This is a genomic window from Rugamonas aquatica (assembly GCF_009380215.1).
Taxonomy (GTDB): Bacteria; Pseudomonadota; Gammaproteobacteria; order Burkholderiales; family Burkholderiaceae_D; genus Rugamonas; species Rugamonas aquatica_B.
This window is the reverse complement of sequence record NZ_WHUG01000017.1, coordinates 24,843-49,782: the sequence shown is the minus strand read 5'-3', so window position 1 is coordinate 49,782 and position 24,940 is coordinate 24,843. Positions and strand designations below refer to the sequence as shown.

Sequence of the window (24,940 nt, the reverse complement as noted above, 5' to 3'; positions counted from 1 at the left end):
TCGTTGGAACGCTAGGCGCTGCGGGTGGCGGTGGCCGGCGAAATCGACGCCGCGCGCCAGGCCGGGCCGTACACGGCGGCGATGCCCAGCGCCCAGAACACGCCGGCGCCGGCGATCAGGTAGCCGGCCGGCAGCCGCGCCATTTCCAGCTGGCTCACCAGCAGCTGGTTCAGTCCCAGCGCCAGCAGCACGCCGGCGCCGACGCCGACGCTGGTGATCATGATGTTCTCGGTGATGAAGTAGCGCAGGATGTCGAGCCGGCGCGCACCCAGCGCGCGCCGCACGCCGATCTGTTTGCGGCGCTGCGTGACCCACAGGCTGGCCATGCCGACGATGCCGCTGGAGGTAATCAACAGCAGCAGCACGCTGACCGTCACCAGCATCCACGCCAGCGCGTTGTCGGCGCGGTAGCGGTCGCGGCGGAATTCCACCATGGTCTTGACCTTGACGATCACCGGCGTCGGCGACGAGGCGCGCAGCGCCGCTTCGGCCTCCTTGATGACGCGGTCCAGCTGGCCCGGTTCGGCGCGCAGCGTGTAGGCGCTGGCGTCGTCGCCGGTCAGGCGGGTCGGCACGATGGTGGAGAAATCGCCGCGTTCGCCGATCTGGGCGTTCGGCGATTGCAGCCGCTCGACCACGCCGATCACGCGCGCGTCCCTGGCGTCGTCGCCGACCCCGAAGTAAAAGGTCTTGCCGACGAAGCTGGCCGCGCCCGGCCACAGCTTCTCGCCCTGCTGGCGGGTGATGATGGCGACCTTGGGAAACTCGTTGCTGGTGTTCTCGTCGACTTCCAGCACCTCGGCGGGCAGGAAGTCGCGGCCGTCGACCAGTTGCAGGCCCCAGGTCTTCACCAGCGAATCGGCGGTGACGAAGGTGCTGGTGGTGAGGGTGGACTTGAATTGCTTGCGGTCGGTCGCCAAGCCGGTGTAGTTGCCCGAGCGCGACAGCGGCATCTGCGAGGTGGACGCCACCGAGAGCACTCCCGGCACGGCGCGCAGGGTGTCGGTTTCGCGGTGCTGCGCCGCCAGCTGTTCCTGGTGATTGCCTTTTTGCAGGCGGCGCACTTGCACGGTGAAGACATCGGCTTCGTTGGCGATGCCGCTGGCGCGCGCCGACACGGCCTGGCGCACCTGCACGATGTGCAGCGCGTTGGCCAGGATGCCGAGGCTCAGCGCGACCTGGACGGCCACCAGGATGGGGCCGGTCTTGTTGCGCAGCAGCGCAGACAGGATGGGACGGATTTCCATGATGATTCCTTATTGGGATTTGAGTTGCATGGCGGGCGTGACCTGGCAGGCGCGCCAGGTCGGCAGCAGGCCGGCCAGCACGGCCGACAGCACCGCCATCGCGAAGGTGGTCAGCAGCATGATCCAGTCCATATGGGCCACCACCGTCAGCGCCGTCGACTGCATCGCGATCAGCGCCAGCGCGCCGAAGGCCAGCGCCAGGCCGAGCACGCCGCCGACCAGGCCGACCACCGTGGTCTCGATCAGGAATTGCTGGAAGATCTCGCGGCGCGAGGCGCCCAGCGCGCGGCGGATGCCGACCTCGGCGGCGCGCACCGAGAACTTGGCCAGCAGCAGGCCTATCGTGTTCACCAGGCACAGCACCAGGAAGCCGAACGCCAGCCAGGCCGACAGCTTGTTGTCGTTGCCGACCACCTTCATGAAGTCCAGCCATTCGCGCACGTCGTACAGCCGGTTGGCGGCGTTGCGTTTCAGGCGGCCCAGCTTGCGCTGCTCGGCGGCGTAGCTGTCGAGGTAGTTTTGCAGGCTGGCGCGGTCGCCGGCGCTGCGGGTCTCGAACCAGAACTGGATCCAGGTGCATTCGGAATCGATGAAGGCCTGGTAGCCGGGGCCGACGTCGTCGGTGCAACTGGTGCTGCCGTTGCGCTGTATTTCATTGCGGATCGCCGTGGTGAACGGCACGAACATGTCGTCCTCGTCGCTGAAGGCGCCGTCGGCGCTGCCGATGATGCGGTGGAAGCGCGGCACCACCGTCCATTTGTCGAGCACGCCGACGATCTGGTACTGCTTGCTGCTCAGGGTGATGCGCTTGCCGACCGGGTCGGTGTCGCCGTACAGCTTGTCGGCCAGCTTGCGGCCCAGCACCACGACATTGGCGGCGGCCTTGTCGTCGGCCGGGCTCCAGGCCTGGCCGTGCCGGAAGGGGGCGTCGAACATATTGAAGTAGTCGCTGGCCACGGCCAGGCCGCGCGTGGTGAACACGCCGATGTCCTTGCGCTCCGGCTCGACCGCCACGCTGGCGCCGTAGATCGCCGTGGCGCGCTCGGCCGCTTTGCTGTTGAGGAAGTTCTTGGCGTCGGTGTAGCTCAGCTGGTTGTCGTTGGGTTCGTCGCCGGGCTTGTAGCTTTGCGGCGGGCCGTTGTCGACCAGCGGCACGAACAGGCGGTCGCTCTTGTGCGGGATCGGGTCGCCCGACATCACGTGCAGGATGGTCAGCGTGGCCACGCTGGCGGCCACGCCGACGGCCAGGGTCAGCACCATCAGCGCGGTCAGGGCCGGGTTGCGGCGCAGGCTGCGCAGACCCAGGACGAAATAGTATTGGAACATGTGGCGCTCCTTATGCGACATGGGTTTTGCCGTCGGCGTGGGCGTTGGCATGGGCGTTGGCATCAAACAGCGAAGGCGCCTTGCGCACCAGGTCCGACACCTGGCCGTCGATGATGTGGACGTTGCGCTGCGAGCGCACCGCCAGCTCGGGATCGTGGGTCACCATCAGGATGGTCGTGCCCTGGGCGTTGATTTCTTCCAGCAGCTCCATCACGCCGCGCGCCATCTGGGTGTCCAGGTTGCCGGTCGGTTCATCGGCCAGCAGCAGCTTCGGCGAGCCGGCCAGCGCGCGCGCGATCGCCACGCGCTGCTGCTGGCCGCCCGACAGCTCGGCCGGGTAGTGCTTCATGCGCGAGGCCAGGCCGACTTTCGCCAGCGCGTCCTCGATGCGCTCCTTGCGCTCGGCGGCGTTGAAGCCGCGGTAGCGCAGCGGCACGTCGACATTGTCGAACAGCGACAGGTCGGGGATCAGGTTGAAGCCCTGGAAGATGAAGCCCAGCTTCTCGTTGCGCAGGCGCGAGCGGGCGTTGTCGTCCATGCCTTTGACGTTGATGCCGTCGAGGATGTACTCGCCGTCGGTGAATTCTTCCAGCAGACCGGCGATGTTGAGGAAGCTGGTCTTGCCGGAGCCGGAAGGGCCGGTCACGGTGACGAACTCGCCTTGCTTGACGTTGATCTCGAAACCGCGCAGCGCGTGGGTTTCGATCATGTGGGTACGATAGACTTTGCTCAGGTTTTGCATGCGCAGCATGGAGGGCCTCTGGGAAAAAAGTTATTGGTTGATCGAGACGCGTTCGGCGTTCTCGAAGGTTTCGGTACCGGAGATGACGACCTTGTCGCCCTGTTTCAAACCGCCGAGGATCTCCACTGCGGAGACGCTGGTGGCGCCCATCTTGATCGGGGTGCGGATGGCGATGCCGTCCCGGACTACATAAGCGAAGCGGCCGCCTTCGGATTCCACAAACGGGCCGCGCTGTATCATCAGCGTGTTGGGTTTTTCATCGATCAGCAGGCGCGCGGTGACGCGCTGGTTCTGGCGCAGGCCGGCCGGCTGGGCGTTGGTGAAGCGCACCCGCGCCAGCACCTGGTTCTTCACCACTTCCGGCGACAGCGCCGACAGCTTGGCGACGGCGGTGCCGGTGCCGTAGTTGACTTCGGCGTTCATGCCCAGGCCGATGTCGGACACATAGGTCTCCGGCACTTCCAGCTCGACTTCCAGGCGCGACAGGTCGACCAGCGTCATCAGCGGCGCATTGGCCGGCACCACGCTGCGGTTGGCCACCGACAAGGTGCCGATGAAGCCGTCCACCGGCGCGCGCACGGTCAGCTCGTCGACGCGGCGCTGGGCATTGGCCAGCGACAGGCGCTGGCGGTCCAGTTCATTGATCTTGGTCTTCAGTTCCAGCGCGACGTTGTCGCCTTCCAGCTCGGCCGCCTGGCCGGCGTGCTTGGCGCGGATCTCGGCCGAGTTCAGCGCATCCTTGGCTTTCTGGAATTCGATCTTGGCGATGATGCCTTCGTTGGAGACGGCGTTGTAGCGCTCCAGCGTGCGCAGCGCGGACAGGCGGTCGATCTCGGCGGTGTCGGCGTCGCGGCGGGCCAGCAGCTTTTGTTTGCGTGCCAGGATCTGCTGGCGCGCCACTTCGGCTTCCAGTTGCAGATAGCTGGACTGCTCGCGCTTGAGCGCATCGGTCAGGTCGGGCGATTCCAGCACGGCCAGCACGTCGCCTTTCTTGACCGTGTCGCCGGCGGCGGCCTTCAGCGTCACCGTCGCCGGCGAGGCGGAGTACAGCGTCGGGCTGATGGCGGCGACGATGCGGCCGTTGACGGCGGCGTCGCGTATCAGCGTGCCACGGCCCACTTCGGCGATGCGCAGGCGCGAGATGTTGACCGAGTGGTCGCTGCCGCGCCACGAGTGGACCACGGCGTAGGCCACCGCCACCAGGGCGATGGCTCCGACGGCGAAAACGAGGCGGCGCTTGGCAGCATGCCCTTTCGGGGCGGCGATGACTGCATCTTGATTGGAGGTGTCGCGTATCATGGTCGTATCGATGTGTAGAGATATGCAACGTTATGCAGAAACTGTGCCAGCTTGTAAGGCATTGATTTGATTGAGTATTGGAGTTGCCGTCCGTTGTCCGTACGCCTGTCCGGGCGTCCGGCCTGTCCGCTCCGGGCTTGATAAAGTGTTAAGCGTGACCATCTGTGGCGCTGTCGCCCATCACCCGAGTACCGAATGAGCCTGCTTTCCAGTCTGACCCGCCTGCTGTTGCCGGCCGAAGCGCCGGTCGTCGATTATCCCTTCGTGCCCAGCGATGTCGCGCTGTACCGGCGCACCGCCCACCCGGACGCCGACGCGCTCGACGCGCAAACCTGGGACGACATGCTGCTGCCGCAGTACAGCGCGCAACTGGCGAGGGAGACCAGCATCTTCGGCCAGCAGGAGCTGCACCGGCGCCTGCATGCGGACGGCGGCGGCGTGGCCGCGTCGGCCGTCCGCGTGCGGACACTGGCGCAGGACGCCGGACGGCGGCAGCAGTTGCACGCCGCCTGCACCGGCCTGCGCCGCGCCGACCGCGAGATCAGCGTGACGCTGTTCGGCGCCGAGCTGCCGCCGGCGCCGCGCTGGGTTGGACTGCTGCCCTTGCTGCCGCTGGCGCTGCTGCTGACGGTGGTGCTGGCGCTGGCCACCGGCGTGGTCATGCTGTGGGGCGTGGTGGTGGCGTTATGGCTGCTGCTGATGGCGGTGCAGGCGCGCTATCACGAGGCGGTGGAGGAATGGACGCGCATCCTGGCCACGCTGCGGCAGATGCTGCGCGCCCACAGCCTGCTGGCGGCGCTGGACGATCCGCTGGCGGCCGGCCTGCGCGAGGACGCGGCCAGGGCGGACAAGCTCAATGAGCGCCTCGCGCGCTCGGTTGTCGACAACCTGCCGGGCGTGCGCGATTACAGCGACTGGCTGTGGCTGATGAATGTGCGCCACTACTTCGCCAGCCGCGACGCGGTGCGCGCCGAGCTGGCGCTGCTGCGCTCCAGCTTTGAGCGGGTGGCGGGGCTGGAGGCCGATCTGGCGCTGGCGCGGCATCTGGCGCAGACGCCGCGCTATTGCTGGGCCGAGCAGGGCGGTGCGGTCGCGCTGGAGCAGGTGGTGCATCCGCTGCTGGCGCAGGCCGAGCCGCTGACGTTTTCACTTGCGGGGCAGGGCGCCTTTATCTCCGGGCAGAACGGCATCGGCAAGAGCACGCTGCTGCGCACGGTGGGGCTGAACCTGATCCTCGCCCGCGCCTTTGGCTTCTGCTATGCGGAGCGGGCCGTCACGCCGCTGCTGCCGGTGTATTCGAGCATGCAGAGCGAGGATGCGCTGGATGGCGGCGAGAGCCTGTACATCGCCGAGCTGCGCCGCGCGCGCGAGCTGCTGGCGCTGGCCGAACGCGCGCCGGCCGTGTTCATCATCGACGAGATCTTCCGCGGCACCAATCACCTGGAATCGATTTCGGCGGCGGCGGCCGTGCTGCACACGCTGTCGCAGCAGGGCACGGTGATCGTGTCTTCGCACAACCTGGTGCTGGCGCCGTTGCTGGAGGATCGCCTGGCGCCGTGGTGCGTCAGCCGCGAGGGCAGCGGCCTGCGCGTGGCGCCGGGCGTGCTGCGCGAGACTAACGGCATCGCCTTGCTGGCCACACGCGGCTTCGACGCCGCCATCTCGGCCAAGGCCAACCGCGTGTTCGACTGGCTCAGCGACTACATGGCGCATCCGGCCGATTGCCAGGACATACGGAGTAGTTTGTGAGCCAGCCCGACGCAATCAATCCCATACAGTTCCGGCCGGACAAGCTAACGCCGACGCTGGCGCTGTTGCCGCTGCTGATGGGCGCGATCGGCCTGGCCTTCGCCACCGGCGCCGCCGAGGAGGTGCCAGTGCTGCAGAACCCGATTGCTGTGCTGTGCCTGCTCGTGATGGCCGCCGCACTGGTCTTGATGCCGGTTCCCCGGCTCTTCAAGTGGAACTGGGATACGCGCTTTTTCGGCGTCAGCGGGTTTTGCATGGCCAGCATGGCTTTGGCTGGCGGCGTTCCGTGGCTGTGCATCCTGCTCTACAGCTCGGCGCCGCTGTGGTTGCGCGTTCCGCTGTCGATGGCGTACTTCGCGCTGCTGACCTGCTGGCATTACCGTTTTTTTGCGGTCTATCAGAGAATTTTTTCCGATCCCGAATTGCGCGCGCAGATCTACCAGGAGCAGCCGGACTGTTTTCATTATCTGCAGCAGGGCGACAGGGTAGTGCTGGAAAAGCGGCTCAAGTTCCGCCTTGGCCCGCCCATGCCCTTCGTACTCGCGTGCTGCGTGGCGGTCGTTGTGTCGATGTGCTTCGGCCCGCCCCTGGCCAGGTATTTCGGCTTGCCGTTCCCTCATCTCATGATTGCCTGCATGGCGCTGCCGATGGATATGTTTGCGCTCGGCCTGGCGGTGCGTGGCTGGATGGTGTTTTATGTCTATCCTGCGCGGCTATACCGCGAGACGGGCAAGCGGGTCTACGTCGACATGGCCACCAAGCCGCCCAAGCTGCGCCGGCGTTGACTTTTGCCCAGGCTAGTTCTATGATTTCTGTAACGACAGAAACTTAGGAATTGCCATGACACTCGCACCGACCATCCAGAAGTACATCCTGCACTGGGGGGAGATGGGCACGCGCTGGGGCGTCAACCGCACGGTGGCGCAGATTCATGCGCTGCTGTTCCTGTCCAACCGCCCGCTGCCGGCCGAGGAAATCGCCGACACGCTGACCGTGGCGCGCTCCAACGTCAGCAACAGCCTGAAGGAACTGCAAGGCTGGGGGCTGGTGCGTATCACCCACATCGCGGGCGACCGACGCGACCATTTCGTCGCCTTGCAGGATGTGTGGGAAATCTTCCGCGTCATCGTCGAAGAGCGCAAGAAGCGCGAAATCGACCCCACGCTGGCCGTGCTGCGCGAATGCGCGCTGGAGGCCGGCAACGATCCCGAGCTGGAGCAGGCCACCAAGGTCAAGATGGACCAGGTGCTGGACTTCCTCGAAATGCTGACCAGCACCTACGGCGACTACAAACACCTGCCGCCCGCCACCATGAAGCGCTTCCTGAAAATGGGCGGCAAGGTGGCGAAGCTGCTGGGAGGGGACTGACATGAACGCGCTGACGCTGTACTACGACGGCCACTGCGGCTTTTGCCGCGCCGAGATAGCGCGCCTGCGCGGCTGGGACCGCGCGCATCGCCTGGCGTATGCCGACATCGCCGCGCCGGACTTTGTGCCGCCGCCGGGCGCCAGCATGCAGGCGCTGAACCGCGAGATGCATGCGCTGGCCGCCGATGGCCGTCTGCTGGTGGGCATCGACAGCCTGCTGGCCGCCTACACGCTGGTGGGGCGCGGCTGGATGATGGCGCCGCTGCGGGTATGGATGCTGCGGCCGCTGTTTGCCGCTTTGTACCGCGGCTTCGCCCGCAACCGTTACCGCATCTCCGGCTGGCTGGGCCATCCTGCTTGTGCCGATGGCGCGTGCGCTTACAAGCATCCTTTGCGCTAATTTTTTCACTTGATATTTCTGTTTTTACAGAAATCACGGATAACATCATGACGACGAGAACCTGGCTGGTGCGGTGGATCTACATGACGGTGGCGGCGCACCTGGTGGTTGGCGTGCTGCTGCCGCTGTGCGCGGGGGCGGCCGTTACGGAGGGCTACCGTCGCGGCATCGAGGACTTCTTCTTCGGTGGGGATGCGCCGGCAGCCGGCAAGGCGCTGCATGTGTGGTGGGTATCGCTGTTCGGTCCGACGGTGCAGGCGGCGGCGATCTGGATGGCCGGCCTGGCGGTCATCGGCGACAAGCAACGCAACGCCTTCGCCTGGGCCATGCTGATACTCGGCCTGCTGGTGTGGGCGCCGCAGGACATGTTGATCTCGGCGCGCGCGCATTGCTGGATCAACCTGTGGATCGATACGCTGGCGCTGGCGGTCATGCTGCCGCCACTGCTGTGGCTGTGCAAGCTCGACCTGGCATTCAAACATAGAAAGGCAATCGCATGATGACCCCCTCCGAAGGTGAGCTGTTCAAGAAAATCCTGGGGCCGGAATGGCACCGGCTGCATCCCGATATCCAGGCACGCTTCGACAAGAATCCATTGCCGGGCAAGCCGCTGAACTACACTGGCCGCCTGAGTGAACTGACCTGCTCCGGCATCGGCCGGGTGCTGGGCTACCTGACCATGCCGCTGATTCAGGGCGCGCTGATGCCTTACAACGACGCCGATTTCCCGGTCGATATCCAGGTCTATTCGAAGCCGGATTGCGCATCGATTTTCAAGCAGCGCATCTACCGGCTCAACGGCCGCAAGCCGGTCATGTTCACCTCCTTCATGGCCGAGAGCCGCAAGGGCGAGGTGCTGGAATATGTCGGCCTGGGCCTGGGCATGAAGCTGGTGTTGGATGTCCGCGACGGCAATCTGCATTTCGAAAGCGACGGCTACTTCTGGCAGGTGCTGGGCGTACGCATTCCGCTGCCGGGCGTGCTCACACCGGGCAAGACTTATCTTTGCCACCGCAATAACAGCGCCAACCAATTCGACATCCGCATCGAGATCCGCCATGCGCTGTTCGGTACGACTTTCACGCAGGCGGGCGTGTTCCGGGAGGTGACCGCATGAATACCCATTTGCTGGCGTTGCAACTGATGGCCTTCCAGGGCTGCCTGGGCGCCTTCGACACGCTGTACCACCATGAGCTGACCGAGGCGCTGCCGGGCCGCGCCACCGCGCGCCGCGAGCTGGCGATCCACGCGCTGCGGGCGACGATCTACAGCGCCTTGTTCATCGGCCTGGCCGGTTGGGCGTTCCACGGTGTGTGGGCGCTGGTGCTGCTGGCTGTGTTCACGGTGGAGATCGTGCTGACCTTGTGGGACTTCGTGGTCGAGGACCGCACGCGCCTGCTGCCGGCGACCGAGCGCGTGACCCACACCGTGCTGGCGATGAACGGCGGCGCCTTCATCGCGCTGCTGGCGTTGAATACGCCCGACTGGATGGCGCTGCCGACGGCGTTGACGTGGCAGCCGCATGGCGGCTTGAGCGTGTTCCTGGCGCTGTGCGGCGCGGGTGTAGGCGTGTCCGGCGTGCGGGATGCGTTTGCTGCGCGGGCTATTGGCAGGTTGGCGTTGCGCGAGCAGGCGGCGTTCAGCTTCGGCGGGACGGAGCGCAGCTTCCTGGTCACCGGCGCCACCGGCTTTATCGGCCAGCGCCTGGTGCGTGCGCTGCTGCGGGACGGCCACCGCGTGACCGTGCTGACGCGGCAGGCGCGCCAGGCTGCGTGGCTGTTCGATGGCCGCGTCGATTGCGTGGACAGCATGGCGCAGTTGCCATCGTCGCGCCGTTTTGATGTGGTGATTAATCTGGCGGGCGCGCGCATCCTGGGCTGGCGCTGGACGGCGGCGCGGCGGGCGGCGCTGCGCGCCAGCCGCGTCGGACTGACGAACAAACTGGTGGCCTGGATCGCCGCCGCTGAACACAAGCCGGACTTGATGGTGTCGGCATCGGCGATCGGCTACTACGGCATCCAGCGGCCGGGTGACGATGCCGTGCTGACTGAGGATGCTGCGCGGCAGCCGATGTTCATGTCCGACCTGTGCCGCGAATGGGAGCAGGCGGCGCAAGGCGCGACGGCTCACGGCGTGCGCGTGGCGTGCACGCGCTTCGGGCTGGTGCTCGGCACGCAGGGCGCGCTGCCGATGCTGCTGCTGCCCATCAAGCTGGGGCTGGGCGGACCGCTGGGCGGCGGCGCGCAATGGCTGTCGTGGATACATGTGGATGATGTAATCGGCGGCATCGCGCATCTGTGCCGCTCGGGTGGAGCAGGCGTCTACAACTTCACCGCGCCGGAAAGCCTGACGCAGGCGCAGTTCAACCGCGTGGCGGCTGGCGTGCTGCATCGCCCGTACGGATTCCCCACGCCAGGCTGGCCGATGCGGCTGATGCTGGGCGAACAAGCCGACTTGCTGCTGGAAGGCCAGCGTGTCGCACCCGCGCGGCTGCTGGGGGAGGGCTACGCATTCCGCCATCCGCATCTGGACGGCGCGCTGCGCAGCCTCCTATAAACCGCAGCGGGGTACCCCCGATTCAATTGAATCACTCTTGCTTGAAATGAACTTCTAAGGTGTAATGCGAGGCCGAAGGATAGCAAATCAACAACCCCGCCCCCCATGTTAGATCTTTTCACCAGTCTCACTCAAGAAACGCGCCTGCTGCGCCTGGCGACACCGCTGGGGGCCGACGCATTGGTCGTCGAATGCCTGCGCGGCGAAGAAGGCGTCAGCCAGTGCTATGCGCTGCAGGTGACGGCGCTGTCGGGCGATGCCGATATTCCGCTGAAGTCGCTGCTGGGCCAGCCGGCGTTGCTGGAGCTCGATACCGCGCTGGCCGGCGGGCCGCGCTATTTTCATGGGCACATCACCGACGTCGCCATGCTGGGCGCCGATGGCGGCCTGGCGCGCTATGCGCTGACCATAGGCCCGTGGTACAGCTTCCTGCGCCATGGCCGCGACAGCCGGGTGTTTCAGGACAAGAATGTGCTCGACATCCTGTCGGCCCTGTTTCAAAGCTGGGAGAGCGTGGGCAAGCTTGTGCCGGACTGGCGCTTCGACGTGCAAGACCCGGGCGCCTATCCGGTGCGCTCGCTGACTTGCCAGTACCAGGAATCCAACCTCGACTTCGCCGAACGGCTGATGCGCGAAGAGGGACTGTTCTACTACTTCGAACACAGCGGGGCGCCCGATAGCGAGAGCTTCGGCAGCCACGTCATGGTGATCGCCGACCACAACGACAGCTTCCAGCCGAACGCGCAGCCGGTGGTGCGCTTTAGCCAGCCCGGCGCCGTCATGCGCGAAGACAGCATGGACCGCTGGCGCATCGAGGCCCGCTGGACGCTGGACACGCTGGAAGTGAGCAGCTGGGATTATCGCACCAACAGCATGCGGCCGGTGGGGGCCGCCGGCGAGGTCAGTGGCGATCTGCCGCTCGCCAGCCGCGACACCCCGGGCACCTATGCCTACCAGTCGCGCGAGCATGGCCAGCGCATCGCCGACCAGCAGTTGCAGGCGCTGGAGGCGACGCGCGAGACGCATGTGGGTGCGGGCACGGTGCGCACGCTGGCGCCCGGCACGACCTTCACGCTGACCGGCCAGGCCCAGCTCGACCAGGCGGCCGACGACAGCGAGCGCACGTTTGTTGTGCTGCGTGTGCTGCACCTGGCGCACAACAATCTGAGTACGGACATCAAGCACCAGGTCAGCGGCTTGCTGGGGCTGAGCGCGCTGGCGCAAACCATCGCCCAAGAAGAGGCCGGCAGCCTGCACGCGGTCGGGGAGAACATGGGCGAACGTCCGCTGTATCGCAACCGCATCGACGCCATCCGCAGCAGCGTGCCTTACCGCAGCAGCGATGTCGACGGCCACGGCCGCGTGCTGCATCCCAAGCCGACCGTGCTGGGGCAGCAGACCGCCGTCGTGGTGGGGCCGGCCGGGGCCGTCGTCCACACCGACCGCGACCACCGCATCAAGGTGCAATTCCACTGGCAGCGCGGCGGCCAGAGCCACAGCCGCCTGAACCATCCGGCGCCGGACGGCCACAGCGGCGCGCCCGGCGACGACCAGGCCGGCACGTGGGTGCGGATCGCCACCTCGCTGGCTTCGGTGGCCGGCGCCAACTGGGGCGCGGTGGCGGTGCCGCGCATCGGCAGCGAAGTGCTGATCGACTTCATCGACGGCAATATCGACCGGCCGGTGGTGATCGGCAGCGTCTACAACGGCAAGGGCCAGGGCGACGCCCAGCACAACCAGGTTGGACAGGGCGCCGGCGCGGCGACCGGCAATGCGCCGGCCTGGTTCCCCGGCGACGGCGGCGCGCACGCGCATCCGGCGGTACTGTCGGGCCTTAAGTCGCAGGCGATGGGCAGCAGCCAGGGCGGCAGCGGCGCCTACAGCCAGATGGTGTTCGACGATACGCCGGGCGAGCCGCGCCTAGCCTTGCAGCGGCACGCGGCGGCCTATCTGGGCACCGATGAATTGAATCTCGGCCACCTGCGTCATCAGACCGATAACCAGCGCTTGCAGACGGCGGGCTTCGGCGCCGAACTGAAGACCGGGCACAGCGCCGCGCTGCGCGCCGGCCAGGGCATGTTGTTGTCGACCGATGCGCGCAACGGCGGCAACGGCCAGCAGCTCGACAGCCGCGAGGCGCTCGCGCAGATCGACGCCGGCCGGCAGTTGCAGCAGAGCCTGGCCGAAACGGCGCAGAAGCATAACGCCCGGCTGAAGGATGGCAAGGGCGCCGACGAGCCGGCGGCAGAGAAGCTGCCGGCGATCGCGGGCATGGCCGATGCGGCCAAGGTCGTGGCCGGCGTGCAGGCCGGCGGCGGTGGCGATGCGGGCGGCGCCGGTCAGGTGACGGCGTACAGCGAGCCGCATCTGCAATTGTCCAGCCCGGCCGGCATCGCGGCCACCACGCCGGCCAGCGCGATGGTGCTCGCCGGCGCGTCGTCGAGCATCAGCGCTGGGCAGGACGTGAACTTCGCGGCGCAGGGCAACAGCATGCATCTGGTGAAGGACGGCATCAGCCTGTTCACCTACGGCAAAGCCAGCAGCGCGGACAAGCCGAATCAGGAAACCGGCATTAAATTGCACGCGGCCAGCGGCAAGGTCAGCGTGCAGAGCCAGTCGGACGCGAGCAAGCTCACGGCCGACAAGCGGATCACCGTGGCCAGCGTCGGCAAGAGCGTGACCGTGGCGGCCAAGGAGCATGTGATGCTGACGGCACAGGGCGCGTTCCTGAAGCTGGAGGGCGGCAACATCATGATCCACGGGCCGGGGACGATGACGTTCAAGGCCAGCATGAAGGAATTGACTGGACCGGACAAGTCGTATCCTGCATTGCCGCGTATGCCTTTATCGGCGGAATGGCCGGGTGTGCATAGCCAGCAAGTTAATGTGATGAATTTTATTGGCGCAAACCATGAGACGGGTGATGCGCTGGTGCACGTTCCCTATACGGTTCGAGACAAGTCGGGCGCCATCATAGCGAGCGGAATCACCAATGAAGTGGGAGAGACAAAACGTATCTTTACGAAAGAAAAGGAAAAAGTGGATTTATTTCTCGGGGACGGTGAGTGGAGAATTTTTATTGATGTTGAACATGCGATCAACGGCGCTCAGGCACTAGACAGCGATGGCGGGGAGTCGGCATGAGTAGCGAAGCCTCTAGCCTGGCGCCTTCCCCCGCGTTGCCTGAATTGAATCCCAGTGCCTTGCCAACGGTCAATGCGACGAAGGCCACATGCGGTCCTTCTACGGCGGCGTCGGTCACGGACGGGATTCCCGTCGCTACGCAGGCCCCTGTCACGTTGCCAGCCGGAGCCAACGACGGCGCAGCAGACACGCTGCCGGACGTCACGACAGTCCCAACCGATAAACCGGTCGCTCCCACTACGGAGGAAACCGGCACGGTCACGCAAGCTCGGACCTCAACTGATGCGACACCAGACGCCCCCGCTGTCACTGCCGTCGACAACGACACTCCCGCGTCACCGCAGACCACGGTAGCGCCGGCGGCAACAGAGGACCAGACGACGGAGCCGGTAGTTCCGCCGGCTCCGTCAGCGGACGATACGGTGAGTCTGAATTTAACAATTTGTGACTTCGCAGGCAAAGCAATTAGTGGGCTGAAATATCGCATCGTCGTCGCCAAGACTATATACGCGGGCTCAACGAATTCGGCAGGGCAGATCGACGAAATATCCGGCCTTCAGCCGAATCAGCCTTTGGAGTTTTTTGTGCTCAAGAGTGACGGCCAGTACGCCTCGAAATTTAGCGGGCTGGTTGCCTGCGCAGATATGAATGTCTGCGCGGTGAGTCCACACATCAAGATTTCATTGGAGACTGAAGCCCACAAAGGGACGGAAGGCCCAGCCGTGCCGAAACCACCCAAGCCAGAGGCGAACCAGTCCCCGGCCGCGCCGCTGGCGGGCAAAATCGCCGGCGGCGGCAAACAACCCGACGCCACAACAGAAGCCTGCCGCAATGAAGCGGGACACCCGGTCGCGACGCTTAAGGAAAAAGCCTTTGATTGGGCCCGCCGCAACCACATTCCAACTTTTGGGCTGTGGAGTTGGGGCGACTTCAAGGCCGAACCCAAGACTTGCACGGTCCCTGCTATTCAGGCCGACAAAGCGAAAACTACACCGGCTAACACTGCCGTGACGCCTTCCGCAAAAAAGCCCGGCGCCGCCACAGCGCCAGCGGCGGCGCCTGTTCCGACGCTGGCGCCTTCATCGACTCCGGCATCGAGCGCCATTGGTGGCGTCAAAGTGGGGAGTGCCGACCAAGCCGCACCACCTCAGGTGACGCATCTGGTTGAAATCATGGAAGAGCAGACAGCGTGGGAATGGAAGGCGATGTTTTCAAAACCCACCTCATTGTCATCGGCCTTGATCAAGGTTGGCATACTCGCCAATACCTTTGTGCCGCTGGTCGGGAAGAGCCGTACAAAATCGGACGGGCGCTGTTATCCGTCTGTCAAAGTGGGCCTTTGGCGTGCGGGATTGGTGCGCGGCTATGATGTCGACGTTCCCGCAAAAGGCGCAGGGAAATGGCTACTTGAACAGGGATTTCAGGAGATTTCAAAATCGATTCCCGACGCGCGCTGGGCCATGCCGGGCGACATCGTCGTGTATAGATATTCGGATGAGTACGAAAAGGCAAACACTGACAAGCATGCGGCCGCGCTGAAAGCCTATGCGGTTGCGAAAGCCAAGTACGATGCCGAAGTGGCCGCCTTACCGGCTAAAGTGAGTCTTTGGGACGACGAAAACAAGAAAATACAAGAGGAAATGGCCGCGGCCAAGAAAAATAAGCACGCGCTCAGGAAACCCGGAAAACACGTCAAGCCTTCCGCAGGCACACCGCCACCGGTGCCGGATGATGAAAATTACGGGCATATCGAAGTACGCACCTATGACGGTTACATTAGTGACTATAAAAGTGAAAAACTGGGGGACTTGCTCAACAGTAAACCGATGGTCGTGCTAGGCGTGTATAGAAAGGTTTTCGACCCTTTGCCCGATCTGCGGGTGCGAGCATTTTTGAAGGTGTTGCGAGAGTGGGAGTGCCACGGCATCAAAGACGAAGATCGATATTTCAGGCTGCAACAGTCGATAAACGGAAAAATCACTTTCAGCGATACCAGCACACACCCTCGTGCAGCGAGTGGCGGCGAGCATACATTTGCAGGAGCCTATCAAATTGCGCTGGGCACCTGGAAGGGGCAAGTTAAGAAAGGATTGCCTGCCGATTTCTCTCCGGCTACGCAAGATAGAATGGCGGTCTCCATCATCGAAGGCCGATCGGGCAACCCATTGGGGAAAATTCGACAAGGGAAGATCGAAGACGCAGTCAAGCTATTGCCGAAAGAGTGGTCTAGCTTGCCCGGTGGTGTTGATGCAAGACATGAGACGCGTGCCAAGCAAAACTATGTCTATACGATGGCAGACCTATTAGACCGCTACAATGTTTTTTTGAATGAGTTGATTGGAAAATAGATGAACCTGAAACCTCATGGAATTTCTGCGCTGGTGTTTTTGATTGCAGCGTGGGGTAATGCGTATGCAGATGCGAAGAGTACTGCATGTCCGATCAAAAACAGGGTAAGCGAACCGGCCATTTATTTGATCGACAAAGATAGCAAACTGGTGAAAGGGCCGGTGGACTTTGGAACTTTTGTAACCAAGGAAGATTTCGCTTCGGATTACATGGTCAAGGATACGCAATATCGGGCGATTTTATTTCCCGCCCGTCTGGAGATAGTCGGAGAGGAATGCAATATTTGCATAAGCGTAAAGAAAATCGCGCCGATCTGCCCCAATTCGTCTACCTTCAGCGTCGGGGTGGGCATGGTCTTCAAGGGCTTACCCGGTGCGGTTTCTCCATTTAAAGTCGACGATCCATTTGAATTCCGGTTTGTGGATAAAAAAACGGGAGTGGACCCGCAGGTAAAGTTGGAATTCGACGCGCGTATCGTTGGTGTATTGGTTAAAAGTAAGTAGTCTGCCGTGAAAAACTCCATGCTGGTGGCTGGCCTGGGTCTGGCGCAGGCCGCGCTGGCCGACGTGACCGCCCTCGACTACCAGCTGGGCGCGAACAGGGTCAGCGAGGACCAGCATCAAATGGTGATCCATGCGCAGCCTGCCGTCACCGTGACGATACTACCGGGAGGCAAGGCCTGGCCGCCGCTGTCGCTCGATGAGGCCGGGCGCATCTACGCCGGCGGCACGGTGATCGATGGCGCGACCGGCCGCGTGCTGGCGCGCACGGATGCGGCGCTGGCGTTGCCACACGGCGTCGAGGTCGCGGTGCTGGATGAGCGCTATCGCTTCCGGCGCGGCGGCAAGGAATGCCGCCTGTCGCCGCAGCAGCTTCATCTCGATGGGAAGAAGAGTGCGCTCGATGCGTTGAAGGATGCGAATCTCGCCTTGGCCAGCGCGAGCGATGCGCTGCTGGCGCTGGCGACGCGCTTCGGCCCGGACGGCGCGGTAGCCGACTATCTGGTTGAGCGTATCGATATCGGCCGCTGCCAGGTGGTGGCACAGCAGCGTCTGGGCAACCCGGATTTGCTGGTCGAACTGGCGCATTCCGATCGGGGCGGGTGGTGGATCACCGGCTCGGTCGAGCAGACGCTGCTGCGTTCAAGCGATGGCCGCCGCTGGAGCAAGGTGAGCCTGCCGGCTGGCCTGTCGTCGCTGGTCAGCAGCTACGTGGTCAACGACCGCGAGATCTGGCTGGCGGCCCTGCTGCCGGACGGCGATGGACCCAGTCCGTATCTGCTGGTGTATTCGGGCGATGGCGGCAAGCGTTGGCGCAATCTGCTGGCCGGCGACCCCTTGCTTGCCCATATGCCGGTCGCCTGGCTGGAGGGGCAGAAACGGCGCACACCCTGATATGAGCGCACAGCGGAATCAAATGCCGATTACTTCTCCTGCTTCAGCGGCTTGCCCTTGTCGATCACTTCGCGGCAGTCGCCCTTGAAGCTGGCGTTGTCGTAGTTGCTCCAGCCGTAGCTGTCGACGTAGCGCTTGTGCTGCTTGAATTGCTTGTTGATGAAGCTCCATTCCAGGCGCTCGTCTTCGTACTGGATGTCGCCCAGATCCAGCAGCGTGTGGAAGATGTTCTCCGTCGCCAGCCGCGCCTTGCGGTGGCGCACCAGCTGCTTCACCTTTTCCGGATAGCGCGTCTTGTATTCGTCCGAGTACCACACCAGCGCCGGCACGTGGAATTCGAACTGCGTATTGTGGCCGTGGAAGGCGAGGTTGCAGCTGTTGTCGTACAGCGTCTGGCCGTGGTCGGCCACGTAGACCATCGAGGTCAGCTGCTGCGTCTCCTTCAATTGATGGATCACCTGCGACAGGAACCAGTCGGTGTACAGGATGGAGTTGTCGTAGCTGTTGTTGAGCTGCGGCTTGATCTTGGTGTCGGTGTAGACCGGCTTGTCGACGCCCAGCAGCGACGGCTGCCATTTGTCGAACTCCTTCGGATAGCGCTGGCTGTAGTTCCAGTGGTTGCCCAGCGTGTGCAGCACGATCAGCTTCTTCGGCGCCGGGTCGGCGATCGCATGCTGCAGCGGCTCCAGCAGGATCTGGTCGAAGTTGGAGTTGTTGGTGAAGCCGCCCAGGTTCATGAACTGAATCACGTTGGCTTCCTTGGCGAACACCGACACCGGCGTGTCGAACTGGCCGAACGAGATCTGGTTCGACAGCCACCAGGTCTTGAAGCCCGCCTCTTTATAAGCGGTGAGGAAGGATTTCTCCGAGAAGCCGTCCTTCAGGCTCTGCATGGCCGGCTTGCGCGAGATGATCACCGGCACCGACAAGCGCGTCGCCGATACCGCCGTGATGACGTCCGGCAGCGTCACCAGGTTGGTCTCCTGCTTGAGCAGCGGGGTGGTGTCGCGTTCGTAGCCGTTGATGCCCCAGCGGTCGTAGCGCGACGATTCGCCGATCACCATGATGACGATTTCCGGCGTGTCGTTCTGCTCTGGCTGGTGCGCCTTGAAGCTGAAGGTGCTGCTGCGCTCGCCCAGGTCGGCCAGGTATTGGCGCTCTTTATAGAAGTCGACGCCGCGCGCGGTCAGGCCGAACGGCCACGACGAGGCGAAGTTGTCGAAGCCCAGCGGCGAGCGCATCCACCACGGCAGTTGCGACCACTGCCAGCCGGTGCGGCCGGCGCCGGCGATGGCGGCGTGTTCGGGCGAGCTGTCCTCCTCGGCATCCTCTTCTTCCTCGGCTTCGTCGGACGCGCTGTCGGCCGAGCCGGCCGAGGCGGTGATGCCCACATGGCTGAGCGCCGAACTGAGCGCCGACCCGATGGCCGAGCCCAGCGCCGAGCCGGCCGGCCTGGCGCCGCTGGCGGCCGCCACCGTCTTTTGCGCCGGTTTGGCGCGCACGCCGAATTCCCAGCCGTAGCTCCACAGCGCAACCGCTGCCGCCAGCAACAGCAGCGCGGCCCAGCGCGACTTGCCGCGCCAGGCCAGCGCCGGGCTGCGGCGGGCGGCGACCTGCACCGCGATCCACCAGAAAATCACCAGCAGCATCACCGCAGCCATCAGCCAGACCTTGCGGCCGAGGAATTCCAGCGCCTCCTTGGGGCTGGTCTCGGCGATGATGCCCAGGTGGTGGGTGGAAATGCCCTGGCCGTAGTAGAGGAACAGGTAGAGCTCGGTCGGCAGCGCCAGGAAGGCCGGGATCAGCAGCCAGTGGAACCAGGCCGGCCGCTGCAGCACGCTCCAGGCCGCGACCCAGGCCAGCAGCTCGACCAGCAGGATGTGGCTGAGCTCCGGCACTTGCCGTCCCAGCAGCAGGGGCACGCAGGGGACCAGCGACAGCAACAGATAGCTTGCAAGGACGAACAGGGGAGCGGGGCGCAGCAAAGGTCGCATAAAGAAGAGGCGTTGGATATAGTCTGCTATTATCAAGCGTTTCTTGACCTTTCAGCTAGTGTTTGCTTGCCCCGCGGGGCCGCATTCCGCCGCGAAATAGATTGACTGGTGCTCAGACCACGTCTATACTCGCGAGTTCTCAATTTATTCTGCACATCGTATACGCTGTTTCAGGCCGCTCCTCGCGAGTGGCTATTCGCGCCTCCGTTGTGCCTGTAAGTCGGGACTAGGTTTTAGTCGCCGGACTCCGGTCCGGGTTATTAATGTTGTAATTTTGTTGGGTTTATAACGATGCCAACCATCAATCAACTGATTCGCAATCCACGCGTCGCTCTGACCGTGAAAAGCAAATCGCCGGCGCTGGAAAACAGCCCGCAAAAGCGCGGTGTTTGCACCCGTGTGTACACCACCACTCCTAAGAAGCCTAACTCGGCTCTGCGTAAAGTGGCCAAAGTGCGTCTGACCAACGGTTTCGAAGTTATTTCGTACATCGGCGGTGAAGGCCACAACCTGCAAGAGCACAGCGTTGTTCTGCTGCGCGGCGGTCGTGTAAAAGACTTGCCAGGTGTGCGTTACCACATGGTTCGCGGTGCACTGGATACCCAGGGCGTTAAAGACCGTAAGCAAGCTCGCTCGAAATACGGTACCAAGCGTGCCAAGCAAGCCAAGAAGTAATCTGCATTAAAAGTTTTCGCTCAGTGGCAACATACTAAGTGAATGTAATCGACCGCAATTGGTCGAGTAAGTGGATGGCTATGATGGCCCTCCGCGAGAGTGCGAATCCCATATCTGCGCACCTCAACTGAAGATTGAAAGGAATTGATATGCCACGTCGTCGTGAAGTACCCAAGCGCGAGATTCTGCCGGATCCAAAATTCGGCAACACGGATGTCGCGAAGTTCGTGAACGTTCTGATGCTGTCCGGTAAAAAATCGGTCGCAGAAAACATCATCTACGGTGCCTTCGAGCACATCGCCGCCAAGTCGGGCAAAGACCCGCTGGAAGTGTTCGCAACCGCGATCAACAACGCCAAGCCACTGGTTGAAGTAAAATCCCGTCGCGTCGGTGGTGCAAACTACCAGGTGCCGGTTGAAGTGCGCCCAGTGCGTCGTATGGCTCTGTCCATGCGTTGGCTGCGTGAAGCTGCAAACAAGCGCAGCGAAAAATCCATGCCACAACGCCTCGGCGGTGAGCTGATGGAAGCGGCTGAAGGCCGCGGCGGTGCGATGAAGAAGCGTGATGAAGTGCACCGTATGGCAGAAGCGAACAAGGCGTTCTCGCACTTCCGCTTCTAATCAAATCGGCCGGGCCCTTCGTGGTCTGGCTGTTATCTGTTGTTCGAGGCCGGGCTCATTTTTGTCAGCAAAAATGGCGCTCGGTTTTGTCCATTAAAAGATTTAGGAATAATTATGGCCCGCAAGACCCCCATCGAGCGCTACCGCAATATCGGTATCTCCGCTCACATCGATGCAGGTAAGACCACCACCACCGAACGCGTTCTGTTCTACACGGGCGTGAACCACAAGATCGGTGAAGTTCACGATGGCGCCGCCACCATGGACTGGATGGAGCAGGAACAAGAGCGCGGCATTACCATTACCTCGGCAGCGACGACCTGCTTCTGGAAAGGTATGGCTAACAACTTCCCTGAGCACCACATCAACATCATTGACACCCCGGGCCACGTTGACTTCACCATTGAAGTTGAACGCTCGATGCGCGTGCTGGATGGTGCTTGCATGGTTTACTGCGCAGTGGGCGGTGTACAGCCACAGTCGGAAACCGTATGGCGTCAGGCCAACAAGTACAAAGTGCCACGTCTGGCCTTCGTCAACAAGATGGACCGTACCGGCGCCAACTTCTTCAAGGTCTACGAGCAGATGCGCGCTCGCCTGAAGGCGAACCCGGTCCTGATCCAGATCCCTATCGGCGCTGAAGAAAACTTCAAAGGCGTGATCGATCTGGTCAAGATGAAAGCCATCCTGTGGGACGAAGCATCCCAGGGCATGAAGTTCGACTACGTCGAGATCCCAGCTGAGCTGGCCGAGTCGGCAGCCGAGTGGCGCGAGAAGATGGTTGAAGTCGCTGCTGAAGCGTCCGAAGACCTGATGAACAAGTACCTGGAAGAAGGCGACCTGTCGGAAGCCGAGATCAAGAAAGCGCTGCGCGAACGCACCATCGCTTCCGAAATCGTTCCTATGATGTGCGGTACCGCCTTCAAGAACAAGGGCGTACAGGCCATGCTGGACGCGGTCATCGAATACCTGCCGTCGCCACTGGACATCGACGACGTCGGCGGTACCGACGAGGACGAACAGCCAACCACCCGTAAAGCATCGGACGACGAGAAGTTCTCGGCGCTGGCTTTCAAGATCATGACCGACCCGTTCGTCGGCCAGCTGGCCTTCTTCCGTGTGTACTCGGGCGCCATCAATTCGGGCGACACCGTGTACAACTCGGTCAAAGGCCGTAAAGAGCGTCTGGGTCGTATTCTGCAGATGCATGCTAACCAGCGCGAAGAGATCAAAGAAGTGCGCGCCGGCGACATCGCCGCTGCAGTTGGTCTGAAAGACGTGACCACCGGCGAAACCCTGTGCGATCCGACCTCGATCATCGTGCTGGAGCGCATGGTCTTCCCAGAGCCGGTGATTCAACAGGCGGTGGAACCAAAGACCAAGGCTGACCAGGAAAAAATGGGTCTGGCACTGAACCGTCTGGCTCAGGAAGATCCTTCGTTCCGCGTGAAAACCGACGAAGAGTCGGGCCAGACCATCATCGGTGGTATGGGCGAGCTGCACCTGGAAATTATCGTTGACCGTATGAAGCGCGAATTCGGCGTGGAAGCGACCGTCGGTAAGCCACAGGTTGCCTACCGCGAAACGATCCGCAAATCGTGCGAAGAATCCGAAGGCAAGTTCGTCAAGCAGTCGGGTGGTCGTGGTCAATACGGTCACGTGGTTCTGAAGATCGAACCGCAAGAACCAGGCAAGGGCTTCGAATTCGTTGACGCGATCAAGGGCGGTACCGTTCCTCGCGAATACATCCCTGCGGTGGAAAAAGGCGTGCGCGGCACCCTGAACACCGGTGTTCTGGCTGGCTACCCAGTGGTCGACGTCAAGGTCACGCTGTTCTTCGGTTCGTACCACGATGTGGACTCGAACGAAAACGCGTTCCAGATGGCCGCTTCGATGGCATTCAAAGAAGGCTGCCGCAAAGCGTCGCCAGTTATTCTGGAGCCGATGATGGCTGTGGAAGTGGAAACGCCGGAAGACTACGCCGGTACCGTGATGGGCGATCTGTCGTCCCGCCGCGGTATGGTGCAGGGCATGGACGAGATCCCAGGCGGCGGTGGCAAGATCATCAAAGCTGAAGTGCCTCTGTCGGAAATGTTCGGTTACTCGACCACCCTGCGTTCCGCAACGCAAGGTCGCGCTACCTACACGATGGAATTCAAGCACTACTCGGAAGCGCCTAAGCACGTTATCGACGCGATCGTTACCGCTAAAGCTAAGTAATTTGTATCTATTGCTGCCGGGGAGATCCTCCGGCAGCAAATTTAAAACATTGTTCTAAGGAAGAATAAAATGGCAAAAGAGAAATTCGAACGGACCAAGCCGCACGTCAACGTCGGCACCATCGGCCACGTCGACCACGGTAAAACCACCCTGACCGCTGCGATCGCTACCGTTCTGTCGAAGAAATTCGGCGGCGAAGCCAAAGCATACGACCAGATCGATGCTGCTCCAGAAGAAAAAGCACGCGGTATTACCATCAACACCGCACACGTCGAATACGAAACCTCCGGCCGTCACTACGCTCACGTTGACTGCCCAGGCCACGCCGACTACATCAAAAACATGATTACCGGTGCAGCGCAGATGGACGGCGCGATCCTGGTTTGCTCCGCAGCTGACGGCCCAATGCCACAGACCCGCGAGCACATCCTGCTGGCCCGCCAAGTTGGCGTTCCATACATCATCGTGTTCCTGAACAAGTGCGACCTGGTCGACGACGCAGAACTGCTGGAACTGGTTGAAATGGAAGTGCGCGAGTTGCTGTCGAAGTACGACTTCCCAGGCGACGACCTGCCTATCGTCAAAGGTTCGGCACGTATGGCGCTGGACGGCGACACCGGCCCAATGGGCGAGCAAGCCATCATGGCCCTGGCCGAAGCACTGGACACCTACATCCCTACGCCAGAGCGCGCAGTGGACGGCGCCTTCCTGATGCCAGTTGAAGACGTGTTCTCGATCTCGGGTCGCGGTACCGTTGTGACCGGTCGTATCGAGCGCGGCATCATCAAGGTCGGCGAAGAGATCGAAATCGTTGGTATCACTGACACCGTCAAAACCACTTGCACCGGCGTGGAAATGTTCCGCAAGCTGCTGGACCAGGGTCAAGCCGGCGACAACGTTGGTCTGCTGCTGCGCGGCACCAAGCGTGAAGACGTACAGCGTGGTCAGGTTCTGGCGAAGCCAGGCTCGATCAAGCCGCACAACCACTTCACCGGTGAGATCTATGTTCTGTCGAAAGACGAAGGCGGCCGTCACACTCCGTTCTTCAACAACTATCGTCCACAGTTCTACTTCCGTACGACTGACGTGACCGGTTCGATCGAACTGCCAGCGGACAAAGAAATGGTTATGCCAGGCGATAACGTGTCGATCACCGTCAAGCTGATCAACCCGATCGCGATGGAAGAAGGTCTGCGCTTCGCTATCCGCGAAGGCGGCCGTACCGTTGGTGCAGGCGTTGTTGCTAAAATCATCGCTTAATTTTTAAGCGCTGAGATGAAACAGGGTCGGCATGGTGTGATACCATGTCGACCCTGTTGCAGTAATACTCGTTCTTTTAAACATTGCTGACGCTACATAGTTGTCAGTTCGCTCTTTTGAGGAAATATCATGTCCGCACCAAACCAGAAAATCCGTATTCGCCTGAAAGCTTTCGACTACAAGCTGATCGACCAGTCCGCACTGGAAATCGTTGACACCGCTAAGCGCACCGGCGCCGTTGTCAAGGGCCCAGTCCCACTGCCAACCCGCATCCAGCGTTTCGACGTTCTGCGTTCGCCACACGTCAACAAGACCTCGCGCGACCAGTTCGAGATCCGTACCCACCAGCGCCTGATGGACATCGTCGACCCAACCGACAAGACCGTTGACGCACTGATGAAGCTGGACCTGCCAGCTGGTGTTGACGTCGAAATCAAACTGCAGTAATAAGTTTGCAGTCGGCGGCGTATTCCGCTGGCTGATGATGGGGCCGGGCCTGTCCGCATACGCGGACGCGCCCGGCCCCATTGTCGTTTACCATCCTGATAAACAACATTGCCCATCATGCACGAGTGTCCGAGCAACAATTGTTCCGAA

At 62.5% G+C, this 24,940-nt stretch carries 21 protein-coding genes; 16 read left to right on the top strand and 5 right to left on the bottom strand.

Annotated features, from left to right (window positions below):
- Positions 1 to 11: 11 nt before the first annotated feature.
- From GEV02_RS28050 to GEV02_RS28035, 4 genes are read right to left on the bottom strand one after another with little or no spacing between them, the layout of a single operon-like run.
- Positions 12 to 1,247, bottom strand: a complete 1,236-nt coding sequence (locus GEV02_RS28050; protein ID WP_152841176.1) for an ABC transporter permease — start codon at positions 1,245 to 1,247, stop codon at positions 12 to 14.
- A gap of 9 nt (positions 1,248 to 1,256) precedes the next feature.
- Complete coding sequence (locus tag GEV02_RS28045; RefSeq protein ID WP_152841175.1) at positions 1,257 to 2,573, bottom strand: ABC transporter permease; 1,317 nt, start codon at positions 2,571 to 2,573, stop codon at positions 1,257 to 1,259.
- Positions 2,574 to 2,583: 10 nt separating this feature from the next.
- A complete protein-coding gene (locus GEV02_RS28040) occupies positions 2,584 to 3,324 on the bottom strand; it encodes an ABC transporter ATP-binding protein (protein ID WP_152841174.1) in 741 nt (246 codons plus the stop codon).
- 21 nt (positions 3,325 to 3,345) lie between these two features.
- Positions 3,346 to 4,614, bottom strand: coding sequence for an efflux RND transporter periplasmic adaptor subunit (locus GEV02_RS28035; RefSeq protein WP_152841173.1), 1,269 nt, complete (start codon positions 4,612 to 4,614; stop codon positions 3,346 to 3,348).
- Positions 4,615 to 4,809: 195 nt separating this feature from the next.
- Between GEV02_RS28035 and GEV02_RS28030 the strand changes: the two genes are divergently transcribed.
- The 11 genes from GEV02_RS28030 to GEV02_RS27980 all read left to right on the top strand — a co-directional run bounded on the left by GEV02_RS28030 (position 4,810) and on the right by GEV02_RS27980 (position 17,574).
- On the top strand, positions 4,810 to 6,363 hold the full coding sequence (locus GEV02_RS28030; RefSeq protein WP_152841172.1) for a MutS-related protein: 1,554 nt from the start codon (positions 4,810 to 4,812) through the stop codon (positions 6,361 to 6,363).
- Positions 6,360 to 7,148 carry a hypothetical protein gene (locus GEV02_RS28025; RefSeq protein WP_152841171.1) on the top strand — a complete coding sequence of 263 codons (789 nt, stop codon included), beginning with the start codon at positions 6,360 to 6,362 and terminating at the stop codon, positions 7,146 to 7,148. The genes GEV02_RS28030 and GEV02_RS28025 overlap by 4 nt, the downstream gene beginning before the upstream one ends.
- A gap of 55 nt (positions 7,149 to 7,203) precedes the next feature.
- Positions 7,204 to 7,731, top strand: coding sequence for a GbsR/MarR family transcriptional regulator (locus GEV02_RS28020; protein ID WP_152841170.1), 528 nt, complete (start codon positions 7,204 to 7,206; stop codon positions 7,729 to 7,731).
- 1 nt (position 7,732) lies between these two features.
- The gene (locus GEV02_RS28015; RefSeq protein WP_152841169.1) at positions 7,733 to 8,131 is read left to right on the top strand and encodes a thiol-disulfide oxidoreductase DCC family protein; all 399 of its coding nucleotides are present in this window, start codon (positions 7,733 to 7,735) and stop codon (positions 8,129 to 8,131) included.
- Positions 8,132 to 8,178: 47 nt separating this feature from the next.
- Entirely contained in the window at positions 8,179 to 8,631 is a 453-nt protein-coding gene (locus GEV02_RS28010) for a cell division protein (protein ID WP_152841168.1), read from the top strand.
- Positions 8,628 to 9,248 (top strand): DUF4166 domain-containing protein, encoded by a 621-nt coding sequence (locus tag GEV02_RS28005; protein WP_152841167.1) that lies wholly within the window; start codon positions 8,628 to 8,630, stop codon positions 9,246 to 9,248. Before GEV02_RS28010 ends, GEV02_RS28005 begins: the two co-directional genes overlap by 4 nt.
- Entirely contained in the window at positions 9,245 to 10,687 is a 1,443-nt protein-coding gene (locus GEV02_RS28000; RefSeq protein ID WP_152841166.1) for a TIGR01777 family oxidoreductase, read from the top strand. The genes GEV02_RS28005 and GEV02_RS28000 overlap by 4 nt, the downstream gene beginning before the upstream one ends.
- 105 nt (positions 10,688 to 10,792) lie before the next feature.
- Positions 10,793 to 13,831, top strand: a complete 3,039-nt coding sequence (locus GEV02_RS27995; RefSeq protein WP_152841165.1) for a type VI secretion system Vgr family protein — start codon at positions 10,793 to 10,795, stop codon at positions 13,829 to 13,831.
- A complete protein-coding gene (locus GEV02_RS27990) occupies positions 13,828 to 16,179 on the top strand; it encodes a hypothetical protein (RefSeq protein WP_152841164.1) in 2,352 nt (783 codons plus the stop codon). The genes GEV02_RS27995 and GEV02_RS27990 overlap by 4 nt, the downstream gene beginning before the upstream one ends.
- Positions 16,180 to 16,683 (top strand): hypothetical protein, encoded by a 504-nt coding sequence (locus GEV02_RS27985; RefSeq protein ID WP_152841163.1) that lies wholly within the window; start codon positions 16,180 to 16,182, stop codon positions 16,681 to 16,683.
- Positions 16,684 to 16,689: 6 nt separating this feature from the next.
- Positions 16,690 to 17,574: a WD40/YVTN/BNR-like repeat-containing protein gene (locus GEV02_RS27980; protein ID WP_152841162.1), complete on the top strand. Its 885-nt coding sequence runs from the start codon at positions 16,690 to 16,692 to the stop codon at positions 17,572 to 17,574.
- A 29-nt stretch (positions 17,575 to 17,603) separates the two neighbouring features.
- On the opposite strand, the gene GEV02_RS27975 is transcribed toward GEV02_RS27980, so the two are convergent.
- Positions 17,604 to 19,568 carry a phosphoethanolamine transferase gene (locus GEV02_RS27975; protein WP_152841160.1) on the bottom strand — a complete coding sequence of 655 codons (1,965 nt, stop codon included), beginning with the start codon at positions 19,566 to 19,568 and terminating at the stop codon, positions 17,604 to 17,606.
- A 291-nt stretch (positions 19,569 to 19,859) separates the two neighbouring features.
- On the opposite strand from GEV02_RS27975, the gene rpsL reads away from it, so the two are divergent.
- The 5 genes from rpsL (at position 19,860) to rpsJ (ending at position 24,790) form a co-directional block, all read left to right on the top strand.
- Positions 19,860 to 20,243: a 30S ribosomal protein S12 gene (rpsL, locus tag GEV02_RS27970; protein ID WP_008444270.1), complete on the top strand. Its 384-nt coding sequence runs from the start codon at positions 19,860 to 19,862 to the stop codon at positions 20,241 to 20,243.
- 149 nt (positions 20,244 to 20,392) lie between these two features.
- Positions 20,393 to 20,863: a 30S ribosomal protein S7 gene (gene rpsG / locus GEV02_RS27965; RefSeq protein ID WP_008444271.1), complete on the top strand. Its 471-nt coding sequence runs from the start codon at positions 20,393 to 20,395 to the stop codon at positions 20,861 to 20,863.
- A gap of 114 nt (positions 20,864 to 20,977) precedes the next feature.
- Positions 20,978 to 23,083, top strand: a complete 2,106-nt coding sequence (fusA, locus tag GEV02_RS27960) for an elongation factor G (RefSeq protein WP_152807907.1) — start codon at positions 20,978 to 20,980, stop codon at positions 23,081 to 23,083.
- A 69-nt stretch (positions 23,084 to 23,152) separates the two neighbouring features.
- On the top strand, positions 23,153 to 24,343 hold the full coding sequence (gene tuf, locus GEV02_RS27955) for an elongation factor Tu (protein ID WP_008444105.1): 1,191 nt from the start codon (positions 23,153 to 23,155) through the stop codon (positions 24,341 to 24,343).
- A gap of 129 nt (positions 24,344 to 24,472) precedes the next feature.
- Positions 24,473 to 24,790, top strand: a complete 318-nt coding sequence (gene rpsJ / locus GEV02_RS27950; RefSeq protein ID WP_005663509.1) for a 30S ribosomal protein S10 — start codon at positions 24,473 to 24,475, stop codon at positions 24,788 to 24,790.
- Positions 24,791 to 24,940 lie beyond the last annotated feature (150 nt).

Excerpts from the sequence above, each read along its gene's own strand:
- GEV02_RS28010 (WP_152841168.1), top strand. The coding sequence starts at position 8,179 with ATGACGACGAGAACCTGGCTGGTGCGGTGGATCTACATGACGGTGGCG.
- GEV02_RS28000 (WP_152841166.1), top strand. The coding sequence starts at position 9,245 with ATGAATACCCATTTGCTGGCGTTGCAACTGATGGCCTTCCAGGGCTGC.
- GEV02_RS28015 (WP_152841169.1), top strand. The coding sequence starts at position 7,733 with ATGAACGCGCTGACGCTGTACTACGACGGCCACTGCGGCTTTTGCCGC.
- rpsJ (WP_005663509.1), top strand. The coding sequence starts at position 24,473 with ATGTCCGCACCAAACCAGAAAATCCGTATTCGCCTGAAAGCTTTCGAC.
- GEV02_RS28045 (WP_152841175.1), bottom strand. The coding sequence starts at position 2,573 with ATGTTCCAATACTATTTCGTCCTGGGTCTGCGCAGCCTGCGCCGCAAC.
- GEV02_RS28005 (WP_152841167.1), top strand. The coding sequence starts at position 8,628 with ATGATGACCCCCTCCGAAGGTGAGCTGTTCAAGAAAATCCTGGGGCCG.
- GEV02_RS28035 (WP_152841173.1), bottom strand. The coding sequence starts at position 4,614 with ATGATACGCGACACCTCCAATCAAGATGCAGTCATCGCCGCCCCGAAA.
- GEV02_RS27975 (WP_152841160.1), bottom strand. The coding sequence starts at position 19,568 with ATGCGACCTTTGCTGCGCCCCGCTCCCCTGTTCGTCCTTGCAAGCTAT.
- rpsG (WP_008444271.1), top strand. The coding sequence starts at position 20,393 with ATGCCACGTCGTCGTGAAGTACCCAAGCGCGAGATTCTGCCGGATCCA.
- GEV02_RS27985 (WP_152841163.1), top strand. The coding sequence starts at position 16,180 with ATGAACCTGAAACCTCATGGAATTTCTGCGCTGGTGTTTTTGATTGCA.
- GEV02_RS28020 (WP_152841170.1), top strand. The coding sequence starts at position 7,204 with ATGACACTCGCACCGACCATCCAGAAGTACATCCTGCACTGGGGGGAG.
- fusA (WP_152807907.1), top strand. The coding sequence starts at position 20,978 with ATGGCCCGCAAGACCCCCATCGAGCGCTACCGCAATATCGGTATCTCC.
- GEV02_RS28030 (WP_152841172.1), top strand. The coding sequence starts at position 4,810 with ATGAGCCTGCTTTCCAGTCTGACCCGCCTGCTGTTGCCGGCCGAAGCG.
- GEV02_RS28040 (WP_152841174.1), bottom strand. The coding sequence starts at position 3,324 with ATGCTGCGCATGCAAAACCTGAGCAAAGTCTATCGTACCCACATGATC.
- tuf (WP_008444105.1), top strand. The coding sequence starts at position 23,153 with ATGGCAAAAGAGAAATTCGAACGGACCAAGCCGCACGTCAACGTCGGC.
- GEV02_RS28050 (WP_152841176.1), bottom strand. The coding sequence starts at position 1,247 with ATGGAAATCCGTCCCATCCTGTCTGCGCTGCTGCGCAACAAGACCGGC.
- rpsL (WP_008444270.1), top strand. The coding sequence starts at position 19,860 with ATGCCAACCATCAATCAACTGATTCGCAATCCACGCGTCGCTCTGACC.
- GEV02_RS27990 (WP_152841164.1), top strand. The coding sequence starts at position 13,828 with ATGAGTAGCGAAGCCTCTAGCCTGGCGCCTTCCCCCGCGTTGCCTGAA.
- GEV02_RS27995 (WP_152841165.1), top strand. The coding sequence starts at position 10,793 with ATGTTAGATCTTTTCACCAGTCTCACTCAAGAAACGCGCCTGCTGCGC.